This window comes from Bacteroides sp. MSSM.1001136sp1_RTP21357st2_D2_RTP21359_211015, from assembly GCF_040913205.1.
GTDB classification, from domain to species: domain Bacteria; phylum Bacteroidota; class Bacteroidia; order Bacteroidales; family Bacteroidaceae; genus Bacteroides; species Bacteroides ovatus.
The window spans coordinates 59,952-82,914 of sequence record NZ_JBDFVF010000010.1; the positions used below are offsets into that span (position 1 = coordinate 59,952).

Consider the following 22,963-nt stretch of genomic DNA (forward strand, 5'->3'; position numbering starts at 1 on the left):
GAGATTCTCCGTCACCGCAGCATATAACAAAAAAGGAGAAAGCTTTCGCCTCCTCCTTCTATCGCAGTTTAACCTCAATCTATTTTATGATTCTGTATCCAAAGATACGACATTGAAAAGCCAAAGTCAAGTATTTCCGGATTTATTTCTTGAAAAACTTATCAAAGAACAGAATCTGATAATCAATGGAGTTATTCCAATACTGTCCATTATGTGCTCCCGGACGAGTAATAAAATCATGATCGATCTTTCTTTCCAGTAGACGGTTATGCAAATCCTTGTTCACATTCAGGAAGAAATCTCCTTCTCCACAATCGACAATGATAGCCAAATCACCATTCTCTATCTTATCAATCTGATTGATAACGGTGTGATTATCCCATACCTCTTTATTTGATTCATATTCTCCCAACTGCTTGGACATATCCCAGTTCTTCGGGAACGGGCGAATATCCATTCCTCCACTCGTACTTCCACCGGCACCAAACGTATCTTTATGACGGATCGCATTCCACATTGCTCCGTGTCCACCCATACTCAATCCGGTGATGGCACGTCCCTTGCGGTCGGCAATCGTCTTGTAATGTTCGTCGATATATTTCACCAATTCCGATGAAATAAAGGTCTCATAGCGGAAAGACGGATTGATTGGGCTATCCCAATACCAACTATTCTTTCCGTCCGGACAAACGAATATGATTCCTTTCTCGTCTGCAATTTGAGGAAGATTCGGTTTTATGTCAATCCATGTTTTAGCATTTCCACCGTAACCGTGCAATAAATAAATGGTGGGACAAGCAACAGCTTTCTTTCCCAACGCAGCATCCGGCGTTACCACCACCACTTGCACATCCTTATTCATGGAAGGACTTTTAATTAATAAGGTATCTACTTTGGCAGCAAAAGACGGAGCCACCCATACTAAAAGAAGAGCAATTAATAAGAGTTTTTTCTTTTTCATTGTGTGTTATAATAGTTAGATATAATTATTCCTCTGTCTCTGCAGAAGGATTAAATTTAGAAACCGGCATTTCAAAGGTTTTATGACACTGTTTACAGGTATAGTTCCAGTGGTTATCTCCCGGAGGAGTGACCATCAATGCAGAAATGATAGCGGCACCCAAAGCGCGCCACCGCTTTCCTTTTCTTAGAACCAACTGAATGTCCGATGAACCGCAATACGGACAAAGCGTCAACTCTTCCGGCCAACTATCGTTATCCCTCAACACTTGGACAGCATTTTCATAGTCCTCATCCGCCACCAATATATCCACTCCTGCTATATTGCTCACACAACTCTTATACAAAGTAGAGAAATTCTCATTGTGCAGAATAGACTCAATGCCTTCATTCTCCAACGCTCCCTGAAGGATGTGTGCCTTCATCGCATCATTACAAGTTATCAATTTTACAGTCTTCATAAGGAATCTGTTTTAATATGTCCCACAAAAATAAGATATAAAAATGAAATGTGAAACAAAATCCGGCTAACTTTATCAGTAGGTAAAACGAACCAAACAGGAAGTGATTCTGTTTTTATTTACGGAAGGTATCATTCTTTAATACTTTTTTCGTACTTTCGCAGCAATAATTCGCAATCACATGAAAAGACTGTTGACACTGCTACTATTTTCAAACCTTCTGCTTTCCCTGCTACAGGCACAACCTGTACATCAAATCAGGGGAACGGTTATTGAGAAAAACAGCCGTCAGCCATTAGAATTCATTAACGTAATGGTTCTCGGGCTGAACGAAGGTGGCGTCACCAATGCGGAAGGCCATTTCACCATCGAACAAGTGCCTCCCGGCATCTACCGCCTGCAAGCGACAGCCATCGGCTACAAGAGTGTCACTACTCCCGAATATATTGTATCTACCAAAGATCTGAACATCTCGATAGAGATGGAAGAGAACCTGACCGAACTCGCAGGAGTAACCGTCACCGCTTCTCCTTTCCGGCGCGATCTGGAAAGTCCGGTCAGCCTGCGCATCATCGGATTGCAGGAAATAGAAAAAAGTCCGGGAGCTAATCGGGACATTTCACGTATTGTTCAGTCTTATCCGGGAGTTGCCTTCTCGCCTATCGGCTACCGCAACGACTTGATTGTGCGCGGTGGTTCTCCTTCTGAAAACCGTTTTTATCTGGACGGAGTGGAAATACCCAATATCAATCACTTCAGTACGCAAGGAGCATCCGGCGGTCCGGTGGGAATCCTTAATGCCGACCTGATACGTGAAGTCAATTTCTACACTGGTGCTTTCCCCACTGATAGAGGAAACGCACTTAGTTCCGTTCTTGATTTCAAGTTGCGCGACGGAGATATGGAGCATAACTCTGTAAAGGCTACCCTCGGAGCATCCGAAGTGTCGCTCGCCTCCAACGGGCATATCGGGAAAAAGACCTCTTATCTGGTATCCGTGCGTCAATCTTATCTGCAATTTCTGTTTGATATGCTCGACCTCCCTTTCCTTCCAACCTTCACCGATGCACAATTCAAGTTGAAAACCCGGTTTAACGAACAAAACGAGCTGACGGTATTGGGACTTGGAGGGATCGATAATATGCGACTGAATACGAAAGCGGATAGCGAGGACAATGAATATATCCTTAGTTACCTGCCGAAAATCAAGCAGGAAACGTTTACCCTAGGTGCTGTATATCGTCATTATGCAGGTCCGCATGTGCAATCGGTGGTAGTCAGCCACAGTTATCTGAACAACCGCAATACCAAATACCGGCAGAATGATGAAAGCATTCCGGAGAATCTGATGCTCCGCCTCCGTTCTACCGAACAAGAGACAAAGTTCCGTTTCGAAAACAATTCTTCTTTCCGCAACTGGAAAATCAATCTCGGAGTGAACCTTGATTATAGTCAATATACCAATACCACCTTTCAAAAGGCGTATACCAATCAGGCACAAACGTTTGATTACCATACCTATTTGGGGATGATGCGTTGGGGACTTTTCGGCACTATCAGCTACTCTTCGATGGACGAACGCTTCACAGCTTCTCTAGGATTGAGAGCGGATGCCAACAATTATTCATCAGCGATGAAATCACTCTCCGACCAGCTTTCACCGCGCATATCGCTTTCCTATCAACTTGCCAAACACTGGTTCGTAAGCGGAAATGCAGGACTTTATTACCAGTTGCCTCCTTACACGGCTCTCGGTTTTAAGGATAATAACGGAACGTATGTCAACAAATACAATCTCCGCTATATGAAAGTCAGCCAGGAAAGTCTGGGTATCAGTTGGCGCAAAGGAGATACTTTCGAAGTCTCTGTCGAAGGATTCTATAAAGACTATGATAAAATTCCGCTCTCCGTTGTAGACGGGATTCCTCTTACCTGCAAAGGAAATGACTATGGAGTGATTGGCAATGAATTGCTGACTTCTACTGCTCAAGGACGTTCGTATGGTGCGGAAATTCTAGTAAAGTGGCTGATCGCCAAGAAACTGAATCTGGCTTCTTCCTTTACCATCTTTAAAAGTGAATACCGCAACGACAAAGAGAGTGAATACATTGCATCCGCATGGGACAACCGGTATATTTTCAACTTACGGGGAACCTACAATCTACCGCGCCAATGGAGTGTCGGGATGAAAGTCAGTTGCATCGGCGGTGCTCCTTATACACCTTATGACGAAGAAAAATCATCTCTGGTATCTGCCTGGGATGCACAAGGTAAAGCATATTACGACTATTCTAAATATAATAAAGAACGTCTTCCGGCCTTTGCACAGGTAGACCTCCGTATCGACAAGACATTTTATCTGAAACATTGTATGCTGGGATTCTATCTTGATTTGCAAAATATCACGGTAAGCAAACTGAAACAGCAGGATGTATTGATGAGCACCGGTATCATTGAAAATCCGGAAGCTCCTGCCGACAGTCAACACTATAAAATGAAACGCCTCAAACAATCGAGCGGGACATTGCTCCCCACATTAGGAATAACATTTGAGTATTAATTTATACATAAAACATTAAACTAGAAAAAGAGTATGAAAAGAGAAATTGCTATGATTGCCTTCATATTGTTAGGCATGGGTATGACAGCTTCCGCACAATTTGGCAAGAAGGTTAATTTAGGGAAAGCATTACAAGCTGGTAAAGACGTAGTATCAGCCGTTACTTTATCTGATGCGGACATCGCCAACATGAGCAAGGAGTATATGGTATGGATGGATGCTCATAATCCATTGACCAAACCTGATACTGAATATGGCAAACGTCTGGAGAAGTTGACGGGACATATCAAAGAAGTGGATGGACTGAAACTTAACTTTGGCGTATATGAAGTGGTAGACGTAAATGCTTTCGCTTGTGGCGACGGTAGTGTACGTATTTGCGCCGGTCTGATGGATGTGATGACGGATGAAGAAGTGATGGCAGTGGTAGGACATGAGATTGGTCACGTAGTTCACACAGACTCTAAAGATGCCATGAAGAATGCTTATCTCCGTTCAGCCGTGAAGAATGCAGCAGGTGCCAGCAGCGATAAAGTAGCCAAACTGACCGACTCCGAGCTGGGAGCTATGGCTGAAGCCCTGGCAGGCGCACAATATTCACAGAAGCAGGAAAGTGAAGCGGATGATTACGGAGTAGAGTTCTGTGTAAAGAACGGTATCGATCCGTATGCAATGGCTAACTCACTGACTAAGCTGTCCGAACTGTCGAAAGATGCTCCACAAGCTTCTTACCTGCAAAAGATGTTCTCGTCACACCCGGATACCATGAAACGTATCGAACGTGCGAAAGCAAAAGCAGCAACTTACGCTAAATAATAACGGACATCGTTCCTAAATCAAATAAAGGAGGAGATACATTGGTTTGTCAACCGCAGTATCTCCTCCTCTGTTTTTGATAAAAAAGGACACACTATTATTAAAAAATCATTAATCTATAACATAGATTTGCATAGTGTCCTGATTTCTTGTAATTTCGACCCTATAACCATTTTAATCCATTTATGGAATTTCTTATCATACTTCTCTTACTTGTACTGAATGGCATTTTTGCCATGTATGAAATTGCGCTGGTATCATCCAGCAAAGCACGTCTTGAAACACTTGTCGCAAAAGGTAACAAATCAGCCCGTGGAGTTTTAAAACAATTGGAAGAACCGGAAAAGTTCTTATCTACCATTCAGATCGGTATTACGCTGATCGGTATCGTATCCGGTGCGTATGGTGGTGTGGCTATTGCCGACGATCTCGTTCCTTTCTTTTCCCTCATTCCGGGCGCAGAAGCTTATGCACGCAACCTGGCAATGATTACTACCGTAGCAATCATTACCTATCTTTCTCTGATTATCGGAGAGCTAGTACCCAAATCTATCGCTCTTAGTAATCCGGAGCGATACGCCACTTTGTTCAGCCCGGTCATGATTCTGCTGACAAAGGTTTCTTATCCTTTTGTATGGTTGCTGAGTGTCTCTACCCGGCTACTGAATAAACTCATCGGTTTGAAAAGCGAAGAACGCCCCATGACGCAGGAGGAAATCAAAATGATTCTCCATCAAAGTTCGGAACAGGGTGTGATTGACAAAGAGGAAACGGAAATGATACGTGATGTGTTCCGCTTCTCCGACAAACGGGCTAACGAACTGATGACGCATCGCAGAGATCTCATTATCCTTCACCCTGATGATACGCAGGAAAAGGTGATGAAGACAATCGAAGAAGAACATTATAGCAAATATCTGTTGGTGGACGAACGGAAAGATGAGATTATCGGTGTGGTTTCCGTAAAGGATATTATCCTGATGATAGGCAGTAAAAAGCTGTTTAACTTACGCGAAATAGCCCGCCCTCCCCTCTTTATTCCGGAAAGTTTATATGCAAATAAAGTTTTAGAGCTATTTAAGAAGAACAAAAACAAGTTCGGAGTTGTTGTTAACGAGTATGGCAGCACAGAAGGCATTATCACACTGCACGACCTGACCGAAAGTATCTTCGGAGACATCCTTGAAGAGGATGAAACGGAAGAAGAAGAAATCGTCACAAGGCAGGATGGTTCGATGCTGGTGGAAGCTTCAATGAACATCGACGACTTCATGGAGGAAATGGGTATTTTATCCTATGAAGATCTGGAATCGGAAGACTTCACCACTCTGGGGGGATTAGCCATGTTCCTGATTGGCCGTATCCCGAAAGCGGGAGACATCTTCACCTACAAGAATCTGCAATTCGAAGTGGTGGACATGGACCGCGGACGAGTAGACAAACTGCTTGTCATCAAACGGGACGAAGAGCAGGAATAGGATAGCAAAAAACGAGCAATAGCTCACTATATTTATATTAACTTAAAGCACTTAACGATGAAAAAAGTAATTATGTTAGCAGCAGTCGTAGCTGCTTTGGCATCATGCCAATCAAAAGCAAACAAAGCCGCAGAGGCTCAAGCAGACAGTCTAGCTCTTGCTATGACTCCGATTACCGAACTAACTGAAGTTTATGAAGGTACTCTTCCTGCTGCCGACGGTCCGGGTATTGACTATGTACTAACCTTGAACGCTGCAACTGACGGTGTAGATACTGCGTATACACTGGATATGACTTACCTCGATGCTGAAGGTCAAGGACAAAACAAGACTTTCACTTCAAAAGGAAAACAGCAGACTGTACACAAGGTAGTGAACAAAAAACCTGTGACTGCTGTTAAGTTAACTCCGAAGGATGGTGAAGCTCCGATGTATTTCGTGATTGTAAATGACACCACTCTTCGTCTGGTGAACGATAGCTTGCAAGAAGCTGTCAGCGATCTGAATTATGACATCATCAAGGTAAAACAATAAAATAAACCTAACCCTAACCAGTAAAAAAAGCTCTGCACGGAACCTTCGTTCTTGCAGAGCTTTTCGTTTTTGGGAGTCTTTCCTCATATTATTCCAAGTATTGTTTCAACTGATTCTTCAATTCCTCCGGATTGCTTGGTCTTTGTGCCTTATATTCTACAATAGTTCCCTCCCTATTAACAATAATAAACTGAGGAACTGAAAGCCCGGCGAAATTACCTTTCTCATCATAAGTGACAAACAACTTCTCCACTTCAACAGAAAATTTATTATTCTCAACACTATTCTCTGGTCGATGATAGGTGACAAAATACCCATTTAATAATCTTTCATCCAATCTTTTCAAACAGGCATTCCAATCCTTGGGTTCATCTATTGAAATAAAAAGTCTTACAATATCATTCTTTTTGAAAAAATCATCTGTTTTTTCATATTCTTTGAGTTCTGCCAGACAGGGTTTACACCAAGATGCCATTACATCAATATATACAATTTTTCCTTTAAAATGCCGAAGCAATAACTCAAACGAACTAGGATAATTCAAGCATTTGATATTAGACTGCACTGATTGCTCCTGTGCAGTAATGATTAATGATATCAAACAAAAAAAGAATAAAACTCCATTTGTTTTAATGCACTGTTTCATACAACATAGATTTATTGTTAAATAACTGTGATAAAGATAGTGTTTTATTCGATATAAATCTTCTTTATTTAATTACATTCTTTCCTTCTTGCAGACGTTTCAACCGAAGCAATGCTTCAATGTAGTAATAATCTGCATAAATAATAGAGGCATCTATCTCTGAATGAGCCGGCCAATGTCCTACGCTATGAAGCAGAAAGGACGGTTTGCTCTTGCCACTCTGATAACTGTCAGAGTTCAGGCTTGCCAGCATTTCAATAGCTGCATCTTTATAACGTTTTCCGGTTCCATTCGGGAGGTAAGTAGATAGTTCAAGCAAAGCAGAGGCCACTACTGCCGCAGCCGAAGCGTCACGCGGAGCATCCGGTATTCCCGGGGCACTGAAATCCCAATAAGGAACCTTATCTTCCGGCAGACGTTCGAGATAAACATCTGTCACTTTCTGTGCGAAATCAAGATATTTAGGATCTTTCGTCTCCCGATAGACTACAGTATATCCGTAGATTGCCCATGCTTGACCACGCGCCCACATGGTACTGTCTGCATAGCCCTGATGGGTTACTCCTTTTATCAGATTACCAGTGATGGTATCATAGACTGCTACATGGTAGGATGTATAATCGGGACGGAACTGACATTTCATTGTTTTATCAGCATGAGAAACGGCAACATCATACAAATAAGGATTTCCACCATTCTTTGCTGCCCAGAAAAGCATTTCGAGATTAATCATGTTATCCATGATTGTGTTGTGAGGCCAGTTGCGTGGTTCCACTTCACGAGGCCACGAAAGCATTGTTCCTACAACCGGATTGAATAAAGTAGCCAGCGAATCGGCCGTATCCAGAATCACTTTCTTATAAGCAGGATCTTTCGTCAAGCGATAGCCGTTTCCATAACTGCAGAATACGAGGAATCCCAAATCATGGTCATAAGCTGGTATTTGAGAAAGGAACTCCAATGAGTTCGTAAACTTCTTCGCTTCTTCCAGAATATGCTTATCCTGTGTATATTCGTAATCATACCAGAGCACACCCGGCCAGAAACCGGCACACCATTCTTCTTTCGTTGCCTTACGACAGTTCCAGTGGTGTTCGTCAGCCATAATGTTACGTGGCATCATCGTATAGTCAATGCCGGAATCTGTTTTCAGTTCCGTAAGCGTACGTTGTGTCTGCTCTGCACAGTAGTCTAATGCCCTATTCACATCCAATGTACCGGAAGGCTTGTGAGTGCACATACAAAAACCTAACATCACAGCCAGACCTACTACAATCTTTTTCATCTTAGTTCAAATATATTCGCGTTAATTCTTAATCTTTATTTCTCTTTGTCAGTTACTTGAGCGGTCAGTTACTTAGTCACTCCATCAGTTACTTAGTCATCCGGAACCAGTCTACATCTGCCCATCCACGATTGCCCTCATTCGGAGTTACGCAAAATACTCCAACTTTGGCTCCAATCCATTTGCCTTGTCGGGCTGTGAAAGGCTCTCCCACTGTCGTGTATTTCTTTCCATCCAGACTATAAGCGAATGTACAAACGGCTCCTTTACGAACCTTTACTTGCAAATAAACTGTTTGCCACTCATTATCTGCTACTCCCGGCATCTTCAGATGTTCCACCGGAATGTTTGCCAATTCTTTTATCTGTTCGGGATTTTGCTGTTCCGCATCCTTGCAGACTGCTTGTTGCAGAATAAACTGATCTCCCTCCTTACGAATGGAGAGATAGCTATAATCCCATCCCATTACAATGATTCCGGTTTGTTCCCCATCCTGCTTGGCAGTAAATGTCAATTTGGTTGTAGCCGTAAACTCTTCAGCCGGAAACTTTTGCATCAACAAGTTAGGAACTTCCCAGAAGTTCACAAATTCTTTTGAGAGACTGCCTGCATAAAGACGAATATACCCCAAGTCGGTCGTGAACCCGTAAGTGTCTTTTTTATTGGCATGCCATTGCCATTGTAACCCTAAATGACGGGTATTGAATTCATCACTCTCCGGCGGAGTGGCTATCGGATATGTCTTTCCTACATTCGGTTTCTTATAGGTCGTTACCGGTTCACCGCAACCATCTTCATCCTTATCTACTCCGATTACAGGCCAATCATTTACCCAAGTCATCGGATTCAGATGAATCACGCGTCCGTAAGCTCCTTTATCTTGAAAATGAACGAACCAGGATTCTCCTGTGTTGGTATCTACCCAGCCACCTTGATGAGGCCCGTTGATATTTGTCTTTCCTTGTGCCATTACGATCTTCGATTCGTAAGGGCCGTAAATGTTCTTCGAGCGAAGTACTAATTGCCAACCGGTTGCTACTCCACCTGCCGGAGCAAAAATATAGTAGTATCCGTTGCGTTTGTAGAGCTTCGGTCCTTCTACCGTATGGTTCTTTCCATCATTTCCATCAAATACCATCACCGGATCGGAAATTACTTCTGTTCCCTCAGCATTCAGTTCGCAAATAACTACGATGCTATTCACTCCGCTACGACTACCAGCATATGCATGTACAAGATAAACTTTTCCATCTTCATCCCAAAGTGGTGTCGGGTCAATCATTCCTTTCCCGGCTTTCACTAATACAGGCTTGCTCCATCTTCCTTTCGGGTCTTTGGCTTTAATCATATAGATTCCATAATCCGGATCACCCCAGTAAATGTAGAACTCTCCGTTATGAAAACGAATAGCCGGTGCCCATACGCCTTTACCATGCTGTGCCTTATCGAAGAATTCTTCCGGCTCCTGAATCGGTAAAGCATAGTTTACTAACGACCAATTCACCAAATCATTAGAATGAAGAATAGGAATTCCGGGAATACAATTAAAACTGGACGCTGTCATATAGAAATCATCTCCGGCTGCACATACATCCGGATCCGAATAGTCTGCATGAAGAACCGGGTTCTGATAAGTTCCATTCCCCTTATCAGCCACCCAGGTCTTAGAGATTTCTTGTGCACCTGCCAATGAACAGCAAGCCATCATTCCTGCTAAAAACAGAATCTTTTTACGCATATACCTTAATAATCAATTTCATTCAAAATAAGATTCGTTATTCCTAAAAACAGGTTCTTTCTACCTTTACAAAAACTAATCACTTCAAAAACTGAATCCAATCTCTGATTTCAAACAATCTATTTCTTAACCTATTTGCTTATATATACGAAGGGGATTAGGTAAATACCTAATCCCCTTACAACTTTTTTCTATTTATCCAAAATTATTGTAAAACAATCATGCTATATTACTAACAGCGTTTTCTTTACTCTTTTGCAAACATCAGCGTTCCGAAACCTAATTGGTCATAACCACCGCTATTAGGTCCATAATCACCTGCTCCGCCATCGGAATTTCCGCGTGATGCATTTTCACGCATTTTATCAACCCACATCTTAGCATAGATGCTTGATTTACCGTAATCCTGTGCCAAACGATTCACCAACTCCCATGCAGGACGCACTTCACCACGTGAGTCTTTTCCTTCTCTTCTTTCCTGTGCAGAAATGGTATCCCAGCTTCCACTACAATTTGTATAAGTAGTGTAAGGCAGATCATTATCTGTATATTTAAAACTCGTCATCTTCCAACTGGCACTTGAACTACCGGTTTCGGCACCACCGATATTATATTTAGCTACATATTCACACATAGCCAATGCACGTCCATCATCAAATATGAAAAGGTCTTCACCTACATTCTTTGCCATCTGACAAAAGGTACCCAGCAGACTGACACACAAGGTAGCATGTCCCTGGTCACGGCCTGATTCCTGACATTGTCCCAGCATTTCATTACTATCCGGATCCAGATGTATAAAAGGAACGCCATTTCCTATATTTCCGGAACCAATACCGAATTTGAAATATTGAATAGCCTCATTAATTTTAAAGTTATCATCCGCCAGGATACCGATAGAAAGCAAAGCAGTCATTGCGGACAAATCCCAGTTTAGCCAATAATGAAGTGCACATTCATTTCCGTTGTGTGTAGACAGGAATTTTGTGATATGAGGATAAAAGACATCCGTAATCCATGCTTTAAACTTAACGAAATCAGCTTCCTGCCATCCTGAATAAGAACGCATAATTTCCGCAGCATTAGCCAATTGATGCACCTGAATAAAAATCAAGAACTCATTCGGATCTATAAATTCACCTTTATCATTCACGATAAATCCTGTACAAGTTTTAGCCCAATCATTCAGAATAGCAACAGCCGCATCCGCATACTGTGCACCATCTGTTTCCGACAATTTCCACCGAAGAGCTAATTGATAGGCTGCGGCGGCATCCTTCATCAACTTCGTATAGTTATTCCAATCATTGGGATATTTGCCTGCCCAATTGTTTTGATCGAGACGTGCTAACAATTTCACAGGAGAAGCCTTATAGTTCGATTGAGACAAGCTATTCCCACCGCGGCTCAAATGATCGAACGCACTCCTCCAAGGTTGTGCGCCGGCTTGTACCTTTCCTTTTACAAATTCAAAATCCGTTTCCGTATGAAGCATACAGGGATGCTCCAAAGTCGTAACATAATCTTTCACTTCCGGCCAACTGCTCATATCATTAGAGCCGTCTTCTATCTCACTACATGCTAAAAGCGTGGTAGAAGTCAGGGCGAAAAGCCCTGCTCCTATTATTGTATGTAATTTCATCTTATTCATGATAGTTATTCGTTAGTATTGTTTTCACTGTCTACAAAAGCTTGAAGTTCCTCTATGGACTTGAAAGAACGAATCCAGTAAAGATCATAAGTCTGTGCTGTTTCCGGAAAGTCAGCAATAACAAATTTACATTGCGCTAAATCAAATACCTGATTCCAGTCTGTAGGTGTCACAGTCTTATATTTTGACTGTAAGTCGTAGTACAAAACATTCGGTTCTGTAGTCGAAATCTCACTTGCCCCCAGAATTTCATATCTATTATTTGCATCTCCACCTGTTCCAAAATATTCAGGTCCTATCTTCTTAATGCCATCATCAAATATCTCTAACTTAATACAACCATTAGGTTTATTCTTTCCCGGAACCAGCTGCGATTTGAATCCTACTTTAATTGCGAAATATCTATAATCAGCAGGAGTCACATTTACAACCTTTCCTTTACCACTTCTTGCAAGCCATAAATCACCACGATATCCGGAACCCATTTGGACAATGGTCTTCTTTCCGTCAGATGAAACTACAGACGCGCCGTTACCATCCAGATACCAATTATTATCCTGCCCATTACCCAGACCATTACCTAATGAATACCAGAAACGTCCATCGGCAACTGTTACGGTTACATTTTGTACAACAGGGCCATAAGAAGCGGTTATAACAGCGGAAGCGGTCTTCGTGGTATGTACTTTCAACTTACCTGTTTTATCTACACTTATCATATCCGGATTGTCACTTGTCCAAGTCAGTAACGATGCAGTAGCATCTACAGGTTCCAATGTATATTTAATCTGATATTCCTGACCGTATCCTAACTGATTGAGTTCCTTATCTTCAGTAAATGTCATTCCGGTAATTGGAGTAACTATTTTCACTCCTATCTTGCAACTTGCAGACACTGGAGTCGAACTAAAATCATCGGCAGTCACCGTAATAGTTGCATCACCTTTACTAATTCCGGTCACCAATCCCGTTTTTTCATCTACAGTTGCTACTTCCGGATTACTACTTATCCACTTATACCGTTTAAATGTAGCATCCGACGGTTCCGATATAACTTCCAACTGATATTCATCCCCTGCTGCGATTTCTTCCGCTGGAACATTTTTAATGTTAATAGATGACATATATGTATATTCTTCCATGACCTCCACTGTTCTAGTCACGATAGTAGCTTCCGGTCCGAAACCGATTTCCGGCATTAAAGTAATAACAGCCTTTCCTGTTTTATCCTTAGTTACGACCTTACCTTCCCGTGTAACAGACACAATAGATTCATCCGACGAAGTCCATTGCACATTCGCATTGGTTGCACTTTCGGGTGCAATACTCCAAGAGAGTTGCAGTTCCTTATTCTTCAGCAAACAAATTGCTTTATTTCCTGCATCATATTGAGTTTCGTTCAGAGTAATGGTGGATATGGTAATCATCTCATCCATCTGTCCTCCTAAATCCTTATCATCATCACATGAAGTCAGACCTAAAAACGAACAAGCCGCCAGCCCAACAAAATATTTTATATAATCTCTTTTCATGATTCTTATTCTTTAAGTTATTTCAGACTCGTTTATTGCCATCCTGGATTCTGTCCCAAGTTCGGATTCAACTGACACTGATCTACCGGAAGCGGATACAGATCATTTTTGCTACCCCAACGCCGACTATTTTCCAAAATCAAACAGCCATCCGAATCTTTTGCCATATTAGAAGCACCAGCCCATGAAGTCGCAAAATCTGTTCCTGTCCATTTCACACCTAAAATCGGTTTAGGCATCTCTACAATAGCAGTATTCCAACGTTTCAAATCATCAATACGGAAACCTTCATTGTACAATTCGATGGTACGTTCACGACGGATCTCTTCCCTCATATTCAAATTGTTTTCCGAAACAAAAGAAGTAGTCAGTTTGGGCATATCCGGATTTACACGCAGGCGAACCAAATTTAACGAGATATTCAATGCATCATCCAAAGCCTTACCAGTAGTTCCCAACTCATACATAGCCTCTGCATAATTCAATAAAACCTCTGCATAACGGATGATCGGGAAGTCATATCCTTCAAATGTATCGGCAACTTTACGTTCCGTACCCCATTTCTTATTCTGATAACCGGAACCTTGGAATACATTACATGTAATGGCATTAGTGGCATCCTCTCCATCCATACCTTTCCAATCGATACGAGGTTTGTCATTATCCCAATATTTAGTACCATGAGCCAGAAGGCAGTTCTTCATACGGTTATCACGATTTTCAAATTCTGTGGTTAGTCCTCCATAACCTTTAAAGACATCGGCACTCTTGGCATGGTCAATAGGCAATCCGTTGCTACAAAGGTACATATTCACAAATTTGCGATTAATATATTGCACGTTAGCCACACAGCCATGAGTGATATTAGTCCCGATCGGAGCAATCGTTTCATCATGACGGCGATAGAATATATATTCTTTATTAGCACTCTTAGTCAGATTCGCAGGATTAGACTGTACATTTTCCAAAATGAACAGGTATTTATAAGCCATCTCTCCCAGCGCTGCAGGTTTGAATAGTTCGAACTGCTTGCTATCAATAACCTTCTTCGCTGCATCCGCTGCAATACTCAACAATGCTTTGCCACGTTCTTCATTATTACGGTTTTGTTGCCATGTACCCTCATATAAAGCAACACGCGAAAGAAATGCATAAGCCCCCCACTTCGAAATACGTCCTTCATCATCCGTTGTAATTGTCTCTGGCAATACTTCAGCCGCTTCCCGTAAATCTTGAATGACGAAATCGATCACTTCGCTACGATCGTCACGGCTCATGCGCAATTCGGGAGAAGTAATATCCAGTGGTTCTTTAGTAATAATCACATCTCCGAATAATTGTACCAAATCAAAATAAGAATAAGCACGGAAAAACTTCGCTTCTGCTACATAGCGACTAATGTCACCGTTACCGGAAAAAGACGCTGCTTTTTGCAGCAACAAATTACAACGGCGGATATGGGCATAATTGCTGGTATAGTTACCGTCTGAAGTAGGTATCGGATTACTACCATTGCTGTACATATTTACAGAACTGGAAGTCATCAAGTCCGAACGCCAGTCAGAATGTGCACCATCAGAAATTACCGATGTGAAATCACGGGTCCAACCATAGAAATTAGTTGCAAAATACTTAAAATCATCTGCTGCCCCCCATAAGTTGCCATCTGCCAGTTGGTCCTGCGGATCAAGATCCAAACACGAATTCAGTGTCAGGCCAAACGATAAAATCAAAAAAGCTTTCTTATATAGTTTCATATTCTTCATACATTAAAAAGTTAGATTTAATCCAAAAGTCACAGTACGGACAAAGGGAAAACGTCCTGCCGCTGATACCTTACGGCTAGCCTCCGGGTCCCATCCATCGTTAATCTTAGAATATTCCCAAAGATCAGCACCTGCCACATATACACGACAAGAACTTATTGCTTTCGTTTTAGCTAAAAAGGCAGCAGGTACATTGTATCCTAATGTCACATTCTTCAGACGAATGTAAGAACCATCTTCCACTGACCAGGAAGAAGCCTGATAGTTGTAGTCATTGATTTCATCCTTATTACTATATGTCGGATAATAAGCACCCCGATTTTCCGGACTCCACGTGTTACCTACCGATTGATTAGAGGTATTCAGATATAATGCCTTCATCGGTATACGCCAAATCTCATTACCGTTATTATCTCCCGTACGGAAAATAGTACGTTTAGCAGCACCCTGGAAAACTAATGATAAATCAAATCCCTTCCATTCTGCTCCTAAATTAAAAGAGAAGGAGATTTTCGGATCATCTGTACCCAGATAAACAATATCATTCTGATCCAGTTTACCGTCATTATTTACATCAGCATACATATTATCTCCCAAACGGAAGTTTTGTTCTGTCAGTCCGATGGTATTACCTGTCAGGAAACGATATAGATATTTTTGACGTTCTTCTTCTGTCTGTGCTTTACCGGCATAACGCAGACCAAAAATACTATTCAACGGATAGCCTTGCTGCTTATCAACGAAACCGGATTTCAGGACTGATACTGCACCAATATCTGTCAGTTTGTTGGTATTGAAAGAATAAGTACCTCCTACATGATAAGTGAAGTCTTTTCCAATCTTATCAGACCAGTTTACCATAATTTCCCATCCATGTGATCTGAATTTTCCATTATTAGACATACCTGCGTTATCACCCAGAACTCCCGGATAAGAAACGTTAATCAACATATTATCATTACGTTTCATGTATACTTCAGCAGTACCTGTCAGACGGGAATTAAACAAAGAGAAATCCAATCCTAAGTTATAATTTTTAATGCGCTCCCATTCACGCCCCAGAGAAGCAATTTTACCATTCGTATCTATGATAGTACCTTTGTTAGGACCGATGTAAGCTCCGCTTTGAGATTCAAATTTATAAAACTGCGTACCATCGTAACGATCAATACCACTTTGGTTACCTACTTCACCATAAGAAAGGCGGATTTTCAAATCGTTCAGCCATTTGATATTCTTCATAAATGCTTCTTCCGTAATACGCCATCCACCGGATATTCCATAAAAGAAGTCCCAACGATTCTCCGGTTTGAATTTGGAAGAACCATCATAACGCATATTTACTTCCAATAAGTATTTTGACTTATAATTATAGTTTAAACGAGAATAGTAGGACATCACAGCTTCATGCCACTTCGTACCATGTTTGTCTGTCAGATTCACAAGTCCTGCACCATTTACAGTTTCCAAAGAGTTCTGTATATCTTTCACCGATACACCAAAATAATCATATTCTTTCAATTCATATTGAGCACCAAGCATTGCACTTACATTATGGTGCTGTGCAAATGTATTGTGATAATCAACATAACCTGCCATAGAATAAAAGTCTGTACGTGAACTTGTTTTCTCGTATGACGATTCTTCCTGCTTATAGCCGTCGGCCTTGGTGTTTATCTTAGTCCCTGCATAATTATAAGAGGTAATGGCCATCTTCTTTATATCACGTGAAGCTACTCCGGAGTTATAACCGAGATTTGCTACTACATCCAGATGTTTATTGATATTGTAAGTAAATTTTTCACTGATATTAATTTCAGATACTTTCAATTGATTATCCCCACCAAGCTCGGCAAACCAGATCGGTGACAACCAAGTTCCCCATGAATAAGGTTTTCCATCCATCGTAGAAGCCGGAAGTCCCGGTTGCGGGTAACTGGATGTCAACGTTTTATTCAGTTGTGAGGGAGCTATCTGATCCTGACGGTTGTAGGCAATCACTGATTCAATAGCAAAGTTATCAAAAACCTTCAGCTTATTAGTCAAACGAAGATTGAAACGCTGATTATTATTATTTCCCCACTTCAAATTACTGTCATCATACATATACCCTACAGACAAGCGATATAAGTTCTTTTCCGTACCTCCGGAAACAGCCAGGTCATGTTGCGTAGAATAAGAATTGCCGAACAACACATCTTGCCAGTTGGTATCCATAAACACGAAATCCATTACATCTGAATAGCTAGGAGCAAAAGGATTTGCGCTGTGATCCAAATCAATGTATTTACCTTCACTGGCCAATGCCATTTTCGCATATTTCACCCATGAATAAGAATCCGGCTGGCCGTCATTCTGACAAGTCTGCAACACAGCATTCGCCCATTCGTTCATCGTCATCAGTTCCGGCTGCAATCCCACCATCTTATAAGTGTATGAACCGCTATACTCTATTCTCGCTTTTCCTTCCTTTGCCTGTTTGGTGGTTACCAACACCACACCACCTGCGGCGCGGGAACCATAAATAGCTGCCGATGCATCTTTCAAAAAGTTGATAGACTGTATATCGGAAGGGTTGATATTACGCAATGCATTTACGCCATCATAAGCAACTCCGTCAATAACAATCAACGGCTCCGCATTATTTGCAGAAACAGAACCACGCAATTTCAAGCCCCAGCTTTCATCTCCCGGAGCAGCTGAATTACGAGTAATCGTCACACCCGGAACCTGACCTTGCATTGCCTGTAACGGACTTGACATCGTTCCTTTATTCTTCAACATTTTATCAGATACCACCGTTACAGCACCTGTCAATGTTTCCTTCTTCTGTGAACCATATCCCACTACTACAACTTCATCTAATACTTCGCTATCTTCTTGCAACTTTACATTTATCACAGTTTGCGAAACTACATCTATGATCTGATCTTTATAACCGATATAGCTGAATTTCAACTTGGCTCCAGCGGATACACCAATTGTATAATTTCCGTCGATATCTGTAATCGTTCCTTCTGTTCCGCCTATTACAGTAATATTCACACCAATCAATGGTTCGCCTGTTGCATCAACGACTTGACCTTTTACTTTCTTTTGAGCCTGTGCCACTACTTGACTATCGTTCATGTTTATATCAGCCCATGCCTTTGAAACAGGACAAAGTCCCAACATTAATCCTAACGCAAACATAGCTGTCTTGTTAGGTCGCGAATTAAATATTAATCCTCTTCGTTTCATAAAATTAAATTTGAGGTTTAAAAATAGTATTAAATTTTTGTTCTCTAAAATAAGGTAAGGCATACAAGTGCCTCTTTGTAAATTCTGACTCCTTTTCCATAAGCACAAAGGGTTATTTATTAATGAATAAGATTATATACAATTTCGGAAAAACTCGCGCATTTCACGGCGTCCAAGGAATAAGTGGTTTTCTACCGTTCTACAACTTAGATTCAATTCATTAGCGATTTCCGGAGAAGTTTTATTTTCGAAACGGTTTAATGTATAAATTAACCGACGTTGTTCGGGCATGGCAGCCAGACGAGTCCGTTCCATTGTCATTAAATCATCACCGATAATTTTTTCTTCTGTTTCATTGGTAGAAGTAGACATAGTATCATAGATGTAGCTATCTATTTCCTGCTTCTTATAATAACGACGGATATAGTCGATTACAATATTGCGGGCAATAGTGAACAGGAAATATTTCACAGTGTCTGGACGGAGCATTTGTTTGTAGTCCAGCAGACGTACAAATACATCTTGGGTTAGATCCTCCGCTTCATAGCGATGAGTGATACGATAAGTAATATAGGTAAGAATCACCTGATAATATTCTTCATAAGAACGGGTGATAATGTCGTCGTAAGTGTTAGCTATTGTCTCCATAATACTATCTTTTTCGGTTTTTGATCACAATGCAAATATAGAGGTGATCTCGGATATTACAGCCAGAAAACAGGACAGAGTAATCTCCAAGAATCCAGATAGACTTATTTGCATATATATTACTAAATATCAACAAGTTACATTCATAACAAACAGAGTCTCATTTTATAATTTGATACTCTATTTACTAAAAAAAAATGCATTTTCGCTCTCCTTATACCCATTTGCTTTCCCCCTTCACCTCTTCAATCCCTTTCTTCACCATTTTGACCTTTCCTTCATCTTACATTCAGGCTAATGATGATGCAGGACATTAAGAGATAAGTTCCTTTTCATTAATGATAAACTTGTTTCGTCCTTGTTGCAAAGTTGCTTTCAGTTAATGATAAACTATAAACGCAGGCTTTGATTATAAAATTGCAAGCTTTGTTTTTAGAAATGAAAGCTTTGATTATAAAAACAAAACTTGCATTTAAAGATTGCTTCCTATGAAAAACAACTTTGCAATTAAGGAAAAGGAGCTTTAGATTGGGAGAAGAAGAACTTATCTAATAACAGATTGAAGAAAGGAAAAGAATATAAGAAAGGATTCACAAGGTGAAAGGGCAAGGTTCACCCTCTATCCCCAATGAACAGGGAGAAGTGAAGGGTGAAGGGAATAAATAGATTTCGAGATAATAAGTCGAAAAGTTACTCTTCTTTGGCTGTTCCGCCTATACTACGGATGTACTCATTCGGAGTAACTCCCGTACTCTTTTTAAATGAACGGAAGAAAGAAGCACGTGAACTAAAACCACAAAGTTCTGCCAGTGCAGTCAAAGTATAGCGGGAATATTGGCTATCCGCTACCATCTTTTTGAATTGGGTAACGCGGTATTCGTTGATAAAGTCATAGTAAGACTGATTAAGATACTGGTTCAAAAGATACGATAATGAATGTGAAGAAGTATCCAATGCAGAAGCCAAGTCCCCCATTTTTAAATCGGGATTGATATATGGCTTTTCTTTCTCTACATAAGCCATCAGTTTCTTATGAAGTTCTTTACACTCCTCTTCGGTCAGTCTATTGGTCTTATATTTCTCTTCAACAGTGGAAGATTGTTGCTCTGAAATTACTTCCGGCTGTTCTACAGATTGCTCTCTCTGTTGTATCTCCTCCCCTGCTGATGCTGAAATCGACGAAGCAGAAGAATCTAGTAAACGACGCATACGTTTCCAGACATAATACCGTATAAAGGCTATAATTCCTACGATTAATAAAACGGAAAGTCCCCATCCCCACCAAGGTATCATAGGGCATACTGTCACTTGACAGCTAGCTTCGGATTGCTCATTTCCCGGAAGACGTACACGGAAAGTATAAGTCCCGGAAGAAAGTCCATAATAAGAAACCTCGTTCTGTGCTGCCAATAATTTCCAGTCCTTGTCTACTCCTTCCAGTCGATATTCATATAGTAAGGCAGATGGGAGACCATAAGCAAAGTCTGTGAAACAGAAAGTCAAATTATTCTGATTGTATTTCAAAGAGGAGCTGGTAAAAGGTACACCATTAGCTAATATGTCAGTAAATACGATCGGACGGACCTTGCCACGCACTTCGTCCACACGTTTCGGATCGACATAAATCAGTCCTTTGGTGTTACCAAACCACAATAGTCCTTTTTCATCTTTATAAGCAGCTCCATTTGTAAAAGTAGGTCCCGGCACTCCATCATTAAAAGTGAAAGCATCATATTCCTCTCCCTCTTCTTTGATACGCAATAGCCCGTCATTGCAAGCTACCCACAACCAGCCTTGGTTATCTTCTACAACAGACATTAGCGAATTGTCCGGAAGAGTAGAAAAGATAGAGCGGTTCTGGAAACGGTCCATCGTTAAAGTAGATGTAAACAAGCTCCCTTTCTCACGGATAAAATAGAGATTGTGTCCAGCATCTTCGTAGATAGTACGCACTTTATCCCGATGAACGAATCCCTCCGGAAACACATTAGAGCGTAAACTTTGAGAAGCCGGATCATAAATACACATACCGGTTTCGGTAGCAATCCATCCTTTGCCTGTAGAATCAAAACTTACTTCATACACATTGCCCTCCGGCAGTTGGGAGTTAGCACTAGTAAAGTGTTTGATCTGTTTGGTCTGTCCGTTATAACAGAAGAGTCCTTGTGAAGTCCCTATCCAAAGATTTCCTTTTGCATCCGGTTTCACACAGAATATATGTCCCTTTTGAAAAAGCTCCGTATCGCCCTGTGCAAAATATTTCAGAGATAATGTTCCCGGATTCAGTACCATCATACCGCCACCATACGTACCGATATAATATTCTCCTTGATAGAAGCTGATTGTCAGTATCAGATCTGAAGTCAAAACGGGCTTTACAAAACTTTTCACTACTCCGGTAGCTTCGTTTATATAAAACAAACCGTCACGTGAACCGATAACTTTCTCTTGCCCTCTGTTTACGAAAGAACGAATGGAAAGATTTGCCGAATTGAATAAAGGTGGATAGGCATATGTACGGAAAAGGCCGTTCTGATAGAGTGAATAATCCAGCCCTGCCTGAAAATGGCCCACCCAGACGGCACCTCTATCATCTACAAGTAAGGAATAAATAGAATTACTACGAATTCCTTCCTTATCATTGACATCATGGTAAAAACGACGTGTCACTTGTTGGTCTTTGTGTGAAAGGAAGTGGACGCCATTACCGTCAGTAGCTATATAAACAGTCTCTTTCCCATCGCTGGATATATCAGAAATGACATCGCAGCCTAAAGATACCGTATGAGAGAATGTTTCCTTTTTTATATCAAAACGTACTACACCTTGGCTCATTGTGCCTAGGTAAAGCGTTTCTCCAATACGGGTCAGGCAACGGAAATAATCGGCTTCGGGCACATTCTCCTGAAAATGCCAGGAATCAATCTTTCCATCTTTCAGCGAATAAGAGAACAGCCCCTGCACCGTAGCCAGCCATAATACGGTTTTATCTTCATTCAGACAAATATCCATGATTCTGTTACAGGCGGCAAGCATATTCCGGTCTGTCAAAACCTGTAGTAATTGGCCGTCTTTATGAATGAACAAGCCTTTCTCTGTGCCGATATAAAGAACATCCTCATTAGCCAACAAAGTATTTACAGCAAAATCAATCTTTTCGGGGACAATTCTTTCCAATTGACTGTTTGTACGGTTCAATCGCCAAAGTCCGATTCCATTTCCTACCCACAGTTGTTTGCTGGCTGTTTCTGTAACGCTGTTTACCCGTTTCTTTCTTCCTGATTCAATACCCCGAAATTCAAAATGGCGTACTTTCACTCCATCAAAACGGTCGAGACAATTATCTGTCCCTAACCACACAAAACCTTCGGAATCTTTATAAATAGTATTGACTAACAGTCCGGAAAGACCGTCGGACATGACGACATTACGGAATGTATAGTTCTGGGCTTGCAGATTACCCCCACATGCCAAATATATTATTAGAAAAATCAGATATTTAACCGTGTTTCTCACCTACAATGAGCTTTTTCATATTAAACATGTGACAAACTTACATAAAATTCTCCAAAAGAGCACATTCCTTTTCTTAAAAAATTCGCCCCTTCGTATTTGTTGTCTATGTAAAACAAATACGAAGGGGAGATT

General features: G+C 41.1%; 15 protein-coding genes. 4 read left to right on the top strand and 11 right to left on the bottom strand.

Annotation, left to right across the window (positions count from 1 at the left end; translation table 11 throughout):
• Nucleotides 1-142 precede the first annotated feature (142 nt).
• Both AB5217_RS08710 and AB5217_RS08715 read right to left on the bottom strand, forming a co-directional pair.
• A complete protein-coding gene (locus AB5217_RS08710; protein ID WP_004308602.1) occupies nucleotides 143-961 on the bottom strand; it encodes an alpha/beta hydrolase in 819 nt (272 codons plus the stop codon).
• A 25-nt stretch (nucleotides 962-986) separates the two neighbouring features.
• Complete coding sequence (locus AB5217_RS08715; protein WP_004296960.1) at nucleotides 987-1,421, bottom strand: DUF2007 domain-containing protein; 435 nt, start codon at nucleotides 1,419-1,421, stop codon at nucleotides 987-989.
• A 181-nt stretch (nucleotides 1,422-1,602) separates the two neighbouring features.
• Between AB5217_RS08715 and AB5217_RS08720 the strand changes: the two genes are divergently transcribed.
• From AB5217_RS08720 to AB5217_RS08735, 4 genes are all read left to right on the top strand, one after another.
• Nucleotides 1,603-3,981: a TonB-dependent receptor gene (locus tag AB5217_RS08720; RefSeq protein WP_032845213.1), complete on the top strand. Its 2,379-nt coding sequence runs from the start codon at nucleotides 1,603-1,605 to the stop codon at nucleotides 3,979-3,981.
• 33 nt (nucleotides 3,982-4,014) lie between these two features.
• Nucleotides 4,015-4,797, top strand: coding sequence for a M48 family metallopeptidase (locus AB5217_RS08725; RefSeq protein ID WP_032845214.1), 783 nt, complete (start codon nucleotides 4,015-4,017; stop codon nucleotides 4,795-4,797).
• Nucleotides 4,798-4,982: 185 nt separating this feature from the next.
• On the top strand, nucleotides 4,983-6,275 hold the full coding sequence (locus AB5217_RS08730) for a hemolysin family protein (RefSeq protein WP_004305907.1): 1,293 nt from the start codon (nucleotides 4,983-4,985) through the stop codon (nucleotides 6,273-6,275).
• A 57-nt stretch (nucleotides 6,276-6,332) separates the two neighbouring features.
• On the top strand, nucleotides 6,333-6,809 hold the full coding sequence (locus AB5217_RS08735) for a copper resistance protein NlpE N-terminal domain-containing protein (RefSeq protein ID WP_004296964.1): 477 nt from the start codon (nucleotides 6,333-6,335) through the stop codon (nucleotides 6,807-6,809).
• A gap of 88 nt (nucleotides 6,810-6,897) precedes the next feature.
• Here the strand turns inward: AB5217_RS08735 and AB5217_RS08740 are convergent, their stop codons facing one another.
• The 9 genes from AB5217_RS08740 to AB5217_RS08780 all read right to left on the bottom strand — a co-directional run bounded on the left by AB5217_RS08740 (nucleotide 6,898) and on the right by AB5217_RS08780 (nucleotide 22,831).
• Entirely contained in the window at nucleotides 6,898-7,455 is a 558-nt protein-coding gene (locus tag AB5217_RS08740; protein ID WP_004296965.1) for a TlpA family protein disulfide reductase, read from the bottom strand.
• 64 nt (nucleotides 7,456-7,519) lie between these two features.
• Nucleotides 7,520-8,740: a glycoside hydrolase family 88 protein gene (locus tag AB5217_RS08745; RefSeq protein WP_032845215.1), complete on the bottom strand. Its 1,221-nt coding sequence runs from the start codon at nucleotides 8,738-8,740 to the stop codon at nucleotides 7,520-7,522.
• An 88-nt stretch (nucleotides 8,741-8,828) separates the two neighbouring features.
• On the bottom strand, nucleotides 8,829-10,478 hold the full coding sequence (locus AB5217_RS08750) for a glycoside hydrolase 43 family protein (protein WP_004305901.1): 1,650 nt from the start codon (nucleotides 10,476-10,478) through the stop codon (nucleotides 8,829-8,831).
• 247 nt (nucleotides 10,479-10,725) lie between these two features.
• On the bottom strand, nucleotides 10,726-12,129 hold the full coding sequence (locus AB5217_RS08755; RefSeq protein WP_032843386.1) for an alginate lyase family protein: 1,404 nt from the start codon (nucleotides 12,127-12,129) through the stop codon (nucleotides 10,726-10,728).
• 5 nt (nucleotides 12,130-12,134) lie between these two features.
• The gene (locus AB5217_RS08760) at nucleotides 12,135-13,661 is read right to left on the bottom strand and encodes an Ig-like domain-containing protein (RefSeq protein ID WP_032843385.1); all 1,527 of its coding nucleotides are present in this window, start codon (nucleotides 13,659-13,661) and stop codon (nucleotides 12,135-12,137) included.
• A 32-nt stretch (nucleotides 13,662-13,693) separates the two neighbouring features.
• The gene (locus AB5217_RS08765; protein WP_080706943.1) at nucleotides 13,694-15,427 is read right to left on the bottom strand and encodes a RagB/SusD family nutrient uptake outer membrane protein; all 1,734 of its coding nucleotides are present in this window, start codon (nucleotides 15,425-15,427) and stop codon (nucleotides 13,694-13,696) included.
• Nucleotides 15,428-15,430: 3 nt separating this feature from the next.
• On the bottom strand, nucleotides 15,431-18,730 hold the full coding sequence (locus AB5217_RS08770; protein WP_050486449.1) for a SusC/RagA family TonB-linked outer membrane protein: 3,300 nt from the start codon (nucleotides 18,728-18,730) through the stop codon (nucleotides 15,431-15,433).
• 69 nt (nucleotides 18,731-18,799) lie between these two features.
• Nucleotides 18,800-19,315 (bottom strand): RNA polymerase sigma-70 factor, encoded by a 516-nt coding sequence (locus tag AB5217_RS08775; protein ID WP_022275097.1) that lies wholly within the window; start codon nucleotides 19,313-19,315, stop codon nucleotides 18,800-18,802.
• A 690-nt stretch (nucleotides 19,316-20,005) separates the two neighbouring features.
• Entirely contained in the window at nucleotides 20,006-22,831 is a 2,826-nt protein-coding gene (locus AB5217_RS08780) for a two-component regulator propeller domain-containing protein (RefSeq protein WP_032843380.1), read from the bottom strand.
• Nucleotides 22,832-22,963: the final 132 nt, after the last annotated feature.